This is a genomic window from Streptomyces sp. NBC_00028, from assembly GCF_045041065.1.
Classification (GTDB): Bacteria; Actinomycetota; Actinomycetes; order Streptomycetales; family Streptomycetaceae; genus Streptomyces.
Genome location: NZ_CP108293.1, coordinates 8,344,377 through 8,356,630 on the forward strand (window position 1 = coordinate 8,344,377; position 12,254 = coordinate 8,356,630).

At 71.6% G+C, this 12,254-nt stretch carries 13 protein-coding genes and 1 pseudogene; 9 read left to right on the top strand and 5 right to left on the bottom strand.

What is annotated here, in order from left to right; translation table 11 throughout:
- The first annotated feature begins 43 nt into the window (after window positions 1–43).
- The 7 genes from OG885_RS37640 to OG885_RS37670 all read left to right on the top strand — a co-directional run bounded on the left by OG885_RS37640 (window position 44) and on the right by OG885_RS37670 (window position 6,139).
- Entirely contained in the window at window positions 44–799 is a 756-nt protein-coding gene (locus tag OG885_RS37640; protein WP_405739595.1) for a HipA family kinase, read from the top strand.
- Window positions 796–1,245: a DUF3037 domain-containing protein gene (locus tag OG885_RS37645; RefSeq protein ID WP_405739598.1), complete on the top strand. Its 450-nt coding sequence runs from the start codon at window positions 796–798 to the stop codon at window positions 1,243–1,245. The genes OG885_RS37640 and OG885_RS37645 overlap by 4 nt, the downstream gene beginning before the upstream one ends.
- A gap of 128 nt (window positions 1,246–1,373) precedes the next feature.
- Window positions 1,374–2,135 (top strand): 3-oxoacyl-ACP reductase FabG, encoded by a 762-nt coding sequence (fabG, locus tag OG885_RS37650; protein ID WP_399960306.1) that lies wholly within the window; start codon window positions 1,374–1,376, stop codon window positions 2,133–2,135.
- A 12-nt stretch (window positions 2,136–2,147) separates the two neighbouring features.
- Window positions 2,148–2,915 (top strand): SDR family oxidoreductase, encoded by a 768-nt coding sequence (locus tag OG885_RS37655; RefSeq protein ID WP_399960308.1) that lies wholly within the window; start codon window positions 2,148–2,150, stop codon window positions 2,913–2,915.
- Window positions 2,916–3,156: 241 nt separating this feature from the next.
- Window positions 3,157–4,737, top strand: coding sequence for an ABC transporter substrate-binding protein (locus OG885_RS37660; RefSeq protein ID WP_405739602.1), 1,581 nt, complete (start codon window positions 3,157–3,159; stop codon window positions 4,735–4,737).
- An 89-nt stretch (window positions 4,738–4,826) separates the two neighbouring features.
- Window positions 4,827–5,510 carry a uracil-DNA glycosylase gene (locus OG885_RS37665; RefSeq protein ID WP_405739604.1) on the top strand — a complete coding sequence of 228 codons (684 nt, stop codon included), beginning with the start codon at window positions 4,827–4,829 and terminating at the stop codon, window positions 5,508–5,510.
- A 107-nt stretch (window positions 5,511–5,617) separates the two neighbouring features.
- Complete coding sequence (locus OG885_RS37670) at window positions 5,618–6,139, top strand: hypothetical protein (protein WP_405739607.1); 522 nt, start codon at window positions 5,618–5,620, stop codon at window positions 6,137–6,139.
- Window positions 6,140–6,409: 270 nt separating this feature from the next.
- On the opposite strand, the gene OG885_RS37675 is transcribed toward OG885_RS37670, so the two are convergent.
- Both OG885_RS37675 and OG885_RS37680 read right to left on the bottom strand, forming a co-directional pair.
- The gene (locus OG885_RS37675) at window positions 6,410–6,895 is read right to left on the bottom strand and encodes a hypothetical protein (protein WP_405739609.1); all 486 of its coding nucleotides are present in this window, start codon (window positions 6,893–6,895) and stop codon (window positions 6,410–6,412) included.
- Window positions 6,896–7,024: 129 nt separating this feature from the next.
- Window positions 7,025–7,540: a DinB family protein gene (locus OG885_RS37680; RefSeq protein ID WP_405739611.1), complete on the bottom strand. Its 516-nt coding sequence runs from the start codon at window positions 7,538–7,540 to the stop codon at window positions 7,025–7,027.
- Between the two features lie 116 nt (window positions 7,541–7,656).
- On the opposite strand from OG885_RS37680, the pseudogene OG885_RS37685 reads away from it, so the two are divergent.
- Window positions 7,657–7,943 (top strand): annotated as a pseudogene (locus OG885_RS37685) (monooxygenase); the annotation flags it as partial.
- 9 nt (window positions 7,944–7,952) lie between these two features.
- Entirely contained in the window at window positions 7,953–8,858 is a 906-nt protein-coding gene (locus tag OG885_RS37690) for a Gfo/Idh/MocA family protein (protein WP_405739614.1), read from the top strand.
- On the opposite strand, the gene lnt is transcribed toward OG885_RS37690, so the two are convergent.
- The 3 genes from lnt to OG885_RS37705 form a co-directional block, all read right to left on the bottom strand.
- Window positions 8,782–10,350, bottom strand: coding sequence for an apolipoprotein N-acyltransferase (gene lnt, locus OG885_RS37695; protein WP_405739617.1), 1,569 nt, complete (start codon window positions 10,348–10,350; stop codon window positions 8,782–8,784). The genes OG885_RS37690 and lnt overlap by 77 nt on opposite strands.
- 72 nt (window positions 10,351–10,422) lie before the next feature.
- The gene (locus OG885_RS37700; protein WP_405739620.1) at window positions 10,423–10,908 is read right to left on the bottom strand and encodes a nuclear transport factor 2 family protein; all 486 of its coding nucleotides are present in this window, start codon (window positions 10,906–10,908) and stop codon (window positions 10,423–10,425) included.
- Between the two features lie 91 nt (window positions 10,909–10,999).
- Window positions 11,000–12,175, bottom strand: a complete 1,176-nt coding sequence (locus OG885_RS37705) for an FAD-dependent monooxygenase (RefSeq protein WP_405739623.1) — start codon at window positions 12,173–12,175, stop codon at window positions 11,000–11,002.
- Between the last annotated feature and the right edge of the window lie 79 nt (window positions 12,176–12,254).

Here is a 12,254-nt window from a genome sequence, read left to right on the forward strand (position 1 = left end):
CCGGAGTGCGGGTTGTTCAGCGGAGCCCCAGTAACCTGGGGCGATGCTCAAGGAAGCCATCGCGACCCGTTTCATCACGCCCCTGCGTGAGGGCGGCTCGCTGCCGGGACTCGTCGAGGCCGACGACCTCGGGACGTACGTCATGAAGTTCACCGGCGCGGGACAGGGCCGCAAGACGCTGGTCGCCGAGGTCCTGTGCGGTGAGCTCGCCCGTCGGCTCGGGTTCCGGGTGCCGCGGCTCGTGACGCTCGACCTGGACCCGGTCCTCGGACTCGGCGAGCCCGAGCAGCAGGTGCAGGACCTGCTGCGGGGCAGCGGCGGCACCAACCTCGGGATGGACTTCCTCTCCGGCGCGATCGGCTTCGACCCGCTCGCCTTCGAGGTGGACGCGGCCGAGGCCGGGCGGATCGTCTGGTTCGACGCCCTGATCAACAACGTCGACCGCTCCTGGCGCAACCCCAACCTGCTGATGTGGCACGGCGAGCTGTGGCTGATCGACCACGGCGCCACCATGATCTGGCACCACAACTGGCCCGGCGCCGAGGCCTCCGCGGCTCGTCCGTACGACGCCGGCGACCATGCCCTCGCCCGGTTCGCCCCCGACCTCGCGGCCGCCGCCGCGGAGCTGGCACCGCGGGTCACCGAGGAACTCCTCGCCGAGGTCACCGCCGAGATCCCGGACGCCTGGCTGGCCGACGAACCCGGCTTCGACACCCCGGACGAGCTGCGCCGGGCCTACACCCGGCCCCTGCTGGCCCGGGCCGCCGTCATCCACGACCGCATCCAGGGGATCGCATGAGCGAGCGCCACATCCACATGGCCGGCAGCGTCGTCGAACGCCACATCATCAAGGGCGGCGAGGGCAACGACCGGGACGTCTACGAGTACGCCCTGCTGCGCGTCGTGCCGCGCGTGGAGCGCGGCGAGTGCATCAACGCCGGGGTGCTCGTGTACTGCCGGGCGAAGGGGTACGTCGGTGCCCGCACCCACCTCGACGAGGCCCGGCTGCGGGCCCTGCACCCGGAGGCCGACGTGGCCGGGGTCAGGGCGGCGCTGGCCGCCGTGGAACGGGTCTGCGGCGGTGGTGACGCGGCCGGTCAGGCCGCTGCCGACGACGCCGGGCGGCGCTTCCGCTGGCTGATCGCACCCCGCTCCACCGTCGTCCAGCCGGGCCCCGTGCATACCGGGCTCACCCTGGATCCGGCGGCCGAGACCGAGCGTCTGCTGGACCTCCTGGTCAGGTAATGGATCACACCCGGGGCGTGCGGCGTTGACACCGGGTGCCAGGGCTTCTAGCGTCACGTCTGCTGAAGGTACTAAGCGGTCGCTCACCGATCGGGCCGCACATTCTTCAAGGGCGAGGAGAAGCAGCAATGTCCACCACTGAGCAGCGGGTAGCGATCGTCACCGGTGCCGCGCGCGGCATCGGCGCGGCCACCGCCGTACGACTGGCCGCCGAGGGCCGCGCGGTCGCCGTGATCGACCTCGACGAGGCCGCCTGCAAGGACACCGTCGAGAAGATCACCGCGGCCGGCGGCAAGGCGATCGCGGTCGGCGCGGACGTCTCCGACGAGGCCCAGGTCGAGGCGGCCGTAGCGCGCGTCGTCGCGGAGCTGGGCGCCCCGACGATCCTCGTCAACAACGCGGGCGTGCTCCGCGACAACCTGCTGTTCAAGATGAGCGCCTCGGACTGGGACACCGTCCTGAACGTGCACCTGCGCGGCTCCTTCCTGATGACGAAGTACGTCCAGAAGCACATGGTCGACGCCGGCTTCGGCCGCGTGGTCAACCTGTCCTCGTCCTCCGCGCTCGGCAACCGCGGCCAGGCCAACTACTCCGCCGCCAAGGCCGGTCTCCAGGGCTTCACCAAGACCCTCGCCATCGAGCTCGGCAAGTTCGGCATCACCGCCAACGCCGTCGCCCCCGGCTTCATCGCCACCGACATGACCGCGGCCACCGCCGCCCGCGTCGGCATGGGCTTCGAGGAGTTCAAGGCCGCCGCCGCCACCCAGATCCCGGTGGCCCGGGTCGGCGAGCCCGAGGACATCGCCAACGCCATCGCCTTCTTCACGAACGAAGCCGCCGGCTTCGTCTCCGGCCAGGTGCTGTACGTGGCCGGCGGACCGCTCGACTAGGGGAACAGGAACATGACTTCGGTGGAACTCCCCGAACTCTCCGGCAAGGTCGCCCTCGTCACGGGCGCCAGCCGCGGCATCGGCTACGGCGTCGCCGAGGCGCTCGTCGCCCGCGGTGACCGGGTCGTCATCACCGGCCGCAACGAGGACGCCCTCAAGGAGGCCGTCGAGCAGCTCGGTGCCGACCGTGTCATCGGCGTCGCCGGCAAGGCCCACGACGAGGCCCACCAGGCCGTCGCCGTCGAGCGCGCCATGGAGGCCTTCGGCCGCGTCGACTTCCTGGTCAACAACGCCGGTACCAACCCGGTGTTCGGCCCGATCGCCGACCTCGACCTGAACGTGGCCCGCAAGGTGTTCGAGACCAACGTGATCTCGGCCCTCGGCTTCGCGCAGAAGACCTGGCACGCCTGGCAGAAGGAGAACGGCGGCGCGATCGTCAACATCGCCTCCGTCGCGGGCATCGCGCCCTCGCCCTTCATCGCCGCCTACGGCGTCAGCAAGGCCGCGATGATCAACCTGACCCAGCAGCTCGCCCACGAGTTCGCGCCCAAGGTGCGGGTCAACGCGATCGCCCCGGCCGTCGTGAAGACCAAGTTCGCCCAGGCCCTGTACGAGGGCCGCGAGGAGGAGGCCGCGGCCTCCTACCCGCTGGCCCGGCTCGGTGTGCCCTCCGACATCGGCGGCGCCGCGGAGTTCCTCACCTCCGAGCAGTCCGCCTGGGTCACCGGCCAGACGCTCGTCGTCGACGGCGGCATCTTCCTCAACGCCGGCGTCGGCTGACCCTCTCGTACGACCGACCCGGGCGCCGCTCGACAGAAGCGGCGCCCGGGTCGACGTACAGACCGGCCGTCCGTGTCGACGTACAAACACCGCACACGGGGACGTACAACAACCGCACAGACTCCTGACAGCGCCGCCGCGGTCTCAACGCTCGAGAACCAGCCGGAGGACCCGGTTCGGGTCGCCCGGGGCTGCGGTATGGTCTGCCAACCCTTGGCATGGCAGATCGAGGAGCGTGCGCGTGTTCAACCGGAACCGAGGCATACGACGGATGGCGGCCTTCGCCTCCATATCGTCGCTGGTGGCCGGGTGTGGCGTCCTGTCGTCGGACTCCTCCGACGAGCAGGGTCCGATCATCGTCGGTACCACCAGTGCCCCCAGCACCCTGGACCCCGCCGCGTCCTGGGACAGCTCCTGGGAGCTGTTCCGCAACATCTACCAGACGCTCCTCAGCTATCCCTCCGGCGCCACCACGCCGCAGCCGGACGCCGCCGAGAGCTGCAAGTTCACCGACTCGTCGAACCGCACCTACAGCTGCACGCTGCGCGCGGGACTGAAGTTCTCCGACGGTGACACGCTCGACGCCAAGGCCGTCAAGCACTCCATCGACCGGATCGGCAAGATCAACGTCAACGGTGGCCCCGCCGGTCTGCTCGGCAGCCTCGACCGGGTCCAGGCGCTCGGCGACCGCGAGATCGTCTTCCACCTCAACAAGCCCGACGCCACCTTCCCGTTCGTCCTCGCCACCCCCGCCATGTCGATCGTCGACCCCGACGAGTACCCGGCCGGCTCGCTGCGCAAGGGCGACACCATCGTCGGCTCGGGCCCGTACACCCTCAAGGCGTACAGCGACGACAAGGCCGAACTCGTCAAGAACGGCGACTACGACGGCTACGCCAAGCGCAAGAACGACGCGGTGACCATCCGCTACTTCAAGGAGTCCGCGCCCATGGTGCAGGGCCTGAAGGACGGCTCCCTCGACGTCGCCTTCCGCGGACTGGGCGCCGACGACATCGTGACCCTGGACAAGGAGCAGAACGACTCCGACTTCCAGCTCTTCGACGGCTCCGGCACCGAGATCAGCTACCTGGTGTTCAACCCCAAGGACCCCTGGGCGGGCAAGCTCGCCGTCCGCAAGGCCATCGCCCAGATCGTCGACCGCGGGGCGATCGCGCACAAGGTCTACAAGGACACCGTCGAGCCGCTGTACTCCATGGTCCCCAAGGGCCTCACCGGCCACACCACGGGCTTCTTCGACGACTACGGAAACCCCAGCGTCGCCAAGGCCAAGAAGATCCTCCAGGACGCCGGGATCACCCAGACCGTCCCGCTCACCCTCTGGTACACCACGGACCGCTACGGCTCCGCGACCAAGGCCGAGTTCGAGGAGCTGAAGGCCCAGCTGGAGGACTCCGGCCTTTTCGAGATCACGCTCAAGAGCCGTCCCTGGAAGACCTATGTCACCGGCTACCAGAACGGTGAGTACCCGGTGTTCGGGCGCGGCTGGTTCCCCGACTTCCCGGACGCCGACAACTTCATCTCCCCCTTCGTCGGCGACCAGAACGCCCTCGGCACGCCCTACCCGCAGCCCGAGATCACCGGCACCCTGCTGCCGCGCTCGCGCCGCCAGAGCGACCGCGCCAACGTGGTCAAGGACTTCGAGGAGGCCCAGCAGATCATCACCGACGACGCCCGGCTGCTGCCGCTGTGGCAGGGCCGGCAGTACGTCGCCGCGAACGACGACATCTCCGGTGGCGAGACGGCCCTGGACCCGTCGACGATCATGATGATGGGCGAGCTCTACCGCAAGACGAGCTGGTGAGTGGGGGCTTTCGGGGTGTGCGGTCCGTTGTCAGTGGTCGCCTGTAGGTTCTGAGCACTGAAGTGACCGCACGACATAAGGACGTTGACGTGACCGACATCGCCATGCTGCCCGAGTCCTGGCGCGGGGTCCTGGGCGACGAGCTCCAGCAGCCCTATTTCAAGGAGCTGACCGAGTTCGTCGAGGAGGAGCGGGCGAAGGGTCCCGTCTTTCCGCCGCGCGAGGAGGTCTTCGCCGCCCTCGACGCGACGCCCTACGACCAGGTGAAGGTCCTGATCCTCGGTCAGGACCCGTACCACGGCGAGGGGCAGGGGCATGGCCTGTGCTTCTCGGTCCGTCCCGGTGTGAAGACCCCGCCCTCCCTGCGGAACATCTACAAGGAGATGAAGGAGGAGCTGGGCACGCCCGTTCCTGACAACGGCTATCTGCTGCCCTGGGCCCAGCAGGGCGTCCTGCTGCTCAACGCGGTGCTCACCGTCCGCTCCGGCGAGGCCAACTCGCACAAGGGCAAGGGCTGGGAGAAGTTCACCGACGCGGTCATCCGCGCGGTGGCCGACCGGCCCGACCCGGCGGTCTTCGTGCTCTGGGGCAACTACGCCCAGAAGAAGCTCCCGCTGATCGACGAGACCCGGCATGTCGTGGTCAAGGGCGCCCACCCCTCGCCCCTGTCCGCGAAGAAGTTCTTCGGCTCCCGCCCCTTCACGCAGATCAACGAGGCGGTCGCGCTCCAGGGCCATGAGCCGATCGACTGGACCATCCCGAACCTGGCCTGAGCCGTCCCGGGGCCGATCCGCCGGGTCGGCCCCGCCTCGCCGTGATTGTCAGTGTCTCCGATTAGCGTCGGCTGCGACCAGGACGGCCTGACGGTGTGGAGGACGCGGTGGCGGAGCGACAGGAGCAGGCGGCGCCGGATGCCGTGATGACACGGATCGGGCAGGTCGTCATGTTGCATCACGCGGGGGACCGCGAGGAGGCCCGGCACCGCTTCCTGGACCTGTGGGCGGAGATCGGCGAGGACGGCGACCCGCTGCACCGCTGCACCCTCGCCCACTACATGGCCGACGCCCAGGACGACCCCTGCGACGAACTGGCCTGGGATCTCAGGGCGTTGACGGCAGCTGAGGAACTCACCGACGACCGCCTTGCCGAGCACGAGAGCACCCTCGCCGTGCGCGCCCTGTATCCCTCGCTGCATCTCAATCTGGCCGCCGACTATGTGAAACTCGACCGCTCCGACGCCGCCCGCACCCACCTCCACCGGGCCCGCGGGGCGGCGGACGCCCTCGCCGACGACAGTTACGGGGACGGCGTGCGGGCCGCGATCAGCCGGCTGGAGCTGCGGCTGGGGGAGGGCGGACCGTCCGGCGAGGGCGGATGGGCACCGCCGAGACAGCGCCCGTGACGCCCGCCCGGGGACTCGGGCGCCGGCCGGGCTGACAGCCGTACGCCCATGAGCCACGCTCGCGGACTTGAGTGCCGGCCGGGCTAGGGCCTGTCCGGCGGATCATGCCGCAGACGCGGGGGCTGGCACGCCGGCCTGCGGCGTTGTCGTCGGTTGCCGACGCTCCGCGTCGCCGCCCTCCTCCGCCTTGCATTCCGACGCGCCAGCCCCCGCTCACCGGCGTCGATGAGGCGCCGCGGCTTTCCTGCGACTTGATCCGCCGGACAGGCCCTAACGGCCGTACGTCTGCTCGCAGATCCGCGCCTCCGGGCTGTCCTTCCGCCACCCGCCGTACTGCTTGCCGAGGCCGCACACATCCGGGTTCTTCGGCACGGCCGTCGCCACGTCGGGGATCTCGACGCGGGGGTGCTGCGGGTGCTGGGGGTGTCGGGCCTCGGGATGGGCCGGGTGCTCGGGGTGCGTGCGCGGGGCCTGCTGCCCCGGCGCCGGCTGCCGGGCGGCGGACGGCGGGGCCGCCCGGTGAGTGGCGGGCGCGTCGGGTTTCGCCTCGCGGGACGGGCCGATGAGCGCCAGGGCCTCCCGCGCCGGTGCCTGCACGATCTGCGGCTCGGCCTCGCCGTCCGGACGGGGCGCCGCCGGGAGGGACGGCGCCGCCGGTGGGCCGGGGGCGACTGGACGCTGGACCGTCACACAGCCGGAGAGGGCCGAGACAGCCACGGTCACCAGGAGCGTTGCGGTGGTCGTCGTTCGATGCACCTGCGCAACTCTGCTGGTTCACGCCGGGTTTGGGGCGGCGCACAAGCGGAGGTTGCCCCGCACGGGTGATCTCCGGCCCCGTACGGAGGGCGCGGCCCCGCCCTGGCTGACGAGGGGGCCGACCGGCCCTCAGTCGCCGGTCGCGCCGTCGATGCGCTCGCGGATCAGGTCGGCGTGGCCGTTGTGCCGGGCGTACTCCTCGATCATGTGGGTGTAGATCCAGCGCAGGTTGAACTGCTTGCCGCTGAACCTGCTGCGCCCCTTGGAGAGGTCGTCCAGGCCGAAGGCGGCGGCATTGCGCCGGGCGATCTCGATCTCGGCCCGCCAGGTGGTGTGGGCCTCCTCCCAGGTGTCGGCCTCGCTGAGCCGGAACTCGCCGTCCGGGTCCTCGTCGCTGTAGTAGATCGGCCCGGGATCGTCGGCCATCAGCACCTTGCGGAACCAGCCCCGCTCGCACTCCGCCAGATGCCGCACCAGCCCCATGAGGGACAGCGTGGACGGCTCCACCGAGGCGGTTCTGAGCTGGGCGTCGGTCAGCCTCTCGCACTTCAGGGCCAGGGTCTCCCGGTGGTAGTCGAGCCAGCCCTCCAGCATGGTGCGTTCGTCGGCGGTCTCGGACGGTTCACTGCGTTGCGTCGTCGTCATACGGGCATCGTCGCCCGAACGGCCCGGCGCGCGCACCCAGGATTCCGTCGGCCGGGTTCACGCACCCACCCTGCCGTCGAGCAACTCCCGCAGCCCTGCCCGCACTTCGTCCAGTCCACCAGGCGATCGAGGAGGCGGTCGTCCTGGCCCACCATGCCGACGACCTCGCCGCGTACACCGCCGCCCGACTGCCCCGTACGACGTCCATCGCCCGCCAGGCCGTCCGGATCGCCCGCCTCAGCATGGCGAGCGGACGCGTCCTGACCGCCGTACGCGATGTCTCGATCGCCGCGCTGTCCCTGACCGGACCGCCCTCTTCCTGCGCGGTTTCGACGGCATCGCCGACCGGCGGCCTCCGCGGCCGCCGTATGCTTCCGTCGTGTCAGGCGCGGGCAAGCGGTAGGGAGAGCCAGTGAAGGTCGGCTGCATCGGACTCGGCGACATCGCCCAGAAGGCCTACCTGCCGGTGCTCGGCGGCCTGCCCGGCGTCGAACTCCACCTCCAGACCCGTACGCCCGCCACCCTCGCCCGGGTCGCCGACGGCCTGCGCCTGCCGGAGACACAGCGGCACCGGGACCTCGACGCGCTGCTCGCCGCGGGACTGGACGCGGCGTTCGTGCACGCGCCCACGACCGTGCACCCCGAGATCGTGACGCGGTTGCTGGAGGCGGGCGTACCGACGTACGTCGACAAGCCGCTGGCGTACGAACTCGCCGAATCCGAGCGGCTGGTGGCGCTCGCGGAGGAGCGCGGGGTGTCGATGGCCGTCGGCTTCAACCGGCGTTTCGCGCCCGGGTACACGCAGTGCGCCGACCATCCGCGCGAGCTGATCCTCATGCAGAAGAACCGGATCGGGCTGCCCGAGGAACCGCGGTCGATGATCCTCGACGACTTCATCCACGTCGTCGACACCCTGCGCTTCCTCGCCCCCGGCCCGATCGACGACGTCACCGTGCGCGCCCGCGTCCGGGACGGGCTGCTGCACCACGTCGTGCTCCAGCTCTCCGGTGACGGCTACACCGCGCTCGGCGTGATGAACCGGCTCAGCGGCTCGGCCGAGGAGATCCTGGAGGTCTCCGGGCAGGACACCAAGCGGCAGGTCGTCAACCTCGCCGAGATCGTCGACCACAAGGGCCAGCCGACCGTGCGCCGGCGCGGCGACTGGGTGCCGGTGGCCCGGCAGCGCGGCATCGAACAGGCGGTCCTCGCCTTCCTCGACGCCGTGCGCGCGGGCAAGGTGCTCAGCGCCCGGGACGCGCTGGCGACCCATGAGCTGTGCGAGCGGGTGGTACGCGCGGTGCGGGAGCGGCCCGCCTGAGCCGTACGGACCGCAGCCCCTGGGCGACGCACCAGGCGGCCAGGATCAGCAGCGCCGCGTGCGTCGGCCAGTCGCCGAAGCGGACGTACGGGGTGACGCCGGTGGCCAGCGGGACGTCGTAGACCGCGGCCGTGCTCGCGTCGGTGGGCAGCCAGGAGCCCACCCGCTGTCCCTCCGGGCCGTACACCGCCGACACCCCGGTCAGCGTCGCGTGCACCATCGGGCGGCCCGTCTCGGCGGCGCGCAGGGCGGCCAGCGAGGCGTGCTGCTCCGGCGCCCAGCTGTCCTGGAACGACGAGGTCGACGACTGGGCAATCAGCACCTCGGCGCCGGACTCGGCGAGATGGCGGCTCATGTCGGGGAACGCGGACTCGAAGCAGACCATCGGGCCGATCTTCAGCCCGTGCCCGACGTCCATGACGACCTGCCCGCTGCCGCGCCGCCGGTCCTCGCCCGCGGCCTTGCCGACCGAGGTCGCCCAGCCGAGCAGGGAGCGGGCCGGGATGTACTCGCCGAACGGCACGAGCCGCATCTTGTCGTAGCGGTCGCCGGTGAGCCCGTCCGGGCCGACCAGCACCGAACTCTTGTAGATGCCGGGCTTGTCGGAGCGGCGGGCGTCCACGTTGACCAGGATGTCGGCGCCGGTCTCGCGGGAGAGCGTCGCGAGCCGTCCGGCCAGGTCGGGCCGGTCGCCGAGGTCGAAGCCGACGCTGCTCTCGCCCCACACGACCAGGTCGACGTCCTGACCGGCGAGTTCCCGGGTCAGCCGCTCCTCGCGGGCGAAGCGCTTGTCGCCGCTGCGAAGACCGTCGATCACGCCCGGCTGGACGACCGCGATCCGGACCCGTCCGGCGGCGTCGGGGCGCGGTGACCACATCCAGGCCGCGGAGGTGACGGCGACCGTGGCGACGAGGGCCGCGACGGCGGGCACGCGGGAGCGGGGGACGACGACCAGGACGGCGAACGCGACGTTCACCGCCACGATCAGGAAGCTGATCAGCCACACCCCGCCCACCGACGCCAGCCGCAGCGCCGGCTCCACCTGCCACTGACTGGAACCGAGCACCCCCCACGGCCCGCCGAGCCCCTGCCAGGACCGGACGAGCTCCACCAGCAGCCACCCGGACGGCAGCACGAGGAAGGCGCCGACGATCCGCCGGCCGGGGCCGGCGAGGAAGTGCCGGACCAGCCACCCCCAGGGCGCCCACAGCCCGCCGAGCAGGGCGGCGATGAGGAGCGTGAAGACATGGAGGCTCGGCAGCAGCCAGTGGTGCATCGCCAGCATGAATCCGAACCCGCCCGCCCAGCCGTCGTACGCCGCCCGCTTCCCGGTCGGCGCGGAGCGGGCCAGCAGCATCCAGGGGACCAGGGCGACGTAGGCGAACCACCACAGCGACGGGGCCGGGAAGGCGAGCACGGGAAGGGCACCGGCCAGGGCGGCGACCGCGGATCTCCGCCAGGGGGTGGTGAGCCAGTGGCCGAGCGTCTTCATGCGGCGCCTCCCTACCCCGTGCGTCCCTCCAGTGTGCTTGGTGCGGAGGCCCCGGGGACAGAGGGCATCGGCTCAGTTGATCACGGGCGCGGGCCGCGGGCCGGGAAGGCGCCGCCACTTCTCGTGCACCACCACCTCGCGCAGCCGCCAGCCGTCGTCCGTGCGCAGCAGCCCGAAGGCGTAGCGTCCACCGCACACGAAGTCGGGCGCCGAGGAGCCGTCACCGTCCGATGCCAGGCGCATCGGATTGACGTAGTCCGCCTGGACCCGGGCCGTGTCGCCCGTGTCGTGGTCCAGCACACCGAAGCTGATGCGCCGGTTGACGATCAGATGCTGGCGCATGGAGAAGAGGTTCAGACTCTCCGCGAGCCAGGCGGCGACCTGCCCTGCGTCCCCCTCGACCCCGCCGGCCGACCGGTAGTCCGCACGGCCGCCGGGGGCGAACAGTCGCCGGTACGCCCCCCAGTCCCCGTCGTCCACGGACACGGCGTAGTCGGTGATCAGTTCGTCGACGGCCAACCGGTCCATCACGGTGGCGAGCTCCACACGCTGCGTCATGGGCCGAGTGTTGGGCATGGGGCGGGCCGGGCCAAGAGGTGTGCGCGGACAATCGGGCGGCGCGGGGCGCCAGTTGGGCGCGCGGTCCTCCTCATGGAGCCGGATCTTCGAGGACGTCGACGCCCCAGGCGCTCGACGCCGACCAGAACCGGTGCTCCGCCGCGTGGGCCGCCATTCGGGCATTACGCGCGCGGGCCTGCGGACCGTCCGGCAGATGGAACTCCTCGCCCGCGCTCGCGGACCGGGCCTGCATCCCGGTGGCGTCCGCCAGCCGCCGCCGCACATACCGGTCCAGCGCTTCGGGTACGTCGTCCGAGGCCGCGTCGGTGAGGCAGTCGCCGAGCACGGACGCGTCGAGGATCGCCTGGGCCGCGCCCTGCGCCTGGAAGGGCACCATGGCATGGGCGCTGTCGCCCAGCAGGGTGACCCGGCCGAGGTGCCAACGGGCCAGCGGGGCGCGGGTGTAGATGCCCCAGCGGTACATCCGCCCCGCGCGGGCGAGGACTTGGACGACCCGGTCCTCCCATCCCTCGAACGCCCGCAGCGGTTCGCCGGGTTCCGCTTGCGCGGTCCACGACTCCTGCGCGGCCTTGGTCCCGAACACGGCCACGACATTGAGGAGTTCGCCCCGGCGCAGCCGGTAGTGGACGAAGTGCCGGCCCGGCCCGAGCCAGATCCCGGTGTCGGGGAGGTCCAGATCGGCGACCTCGGTGGCCGGAAGCAGTGCCCGGTAGGCGGCCGTCGCGGAGAACACCGCCTCGTCGGCGCCGAAGAGCCACTGCCGGGCGGCGGACCGGATGCCGTCGGCGGCCACCACCAGGTCCGCGGCGAGGCGTTCGCCGTCCGCGGTCGTCACCGTGGCCGACCTGTCGTCCTGGTCGACGCCCACGACCCGGGTCCCCAGCCGCACGGACTCCGACGGCACCGCGGCGGCCAGCGCCTGCTGGAGATCGGCCCGGTGGACCTGCAGATACGGCGCCCCGAACGCGTCCTCGACCTCGCGCCCGAGGGGATAGCGGCAGATCTCGCTCCCGTCGGACCAGGTACGGAAGCTGAGCCGCCCGGGCGGCGCGGACAGCGCGGCGACCGCGTCGAGCCGCCCCAGCCGGCGCAGTACCCGCGTGGCGTTGGGCGCGAGCTGGATCCCGGCACCGGCCTCGGTGTACCGCGGAGCCTGCTCGACCAGCGTCACCTCGACCCCGGCCCGGCGCAGCGCCAGCGCCGCCGCCAGCCCGCCGATGCCCGCGCCTATGACGATCGCTCGCATGGCACGACGGTAGCGAGGACGGCTCCGGTGCGGTGCGCGGCGTTTCGGGCACTCTGAGGTGTGGGGCCGCTGATCCGAG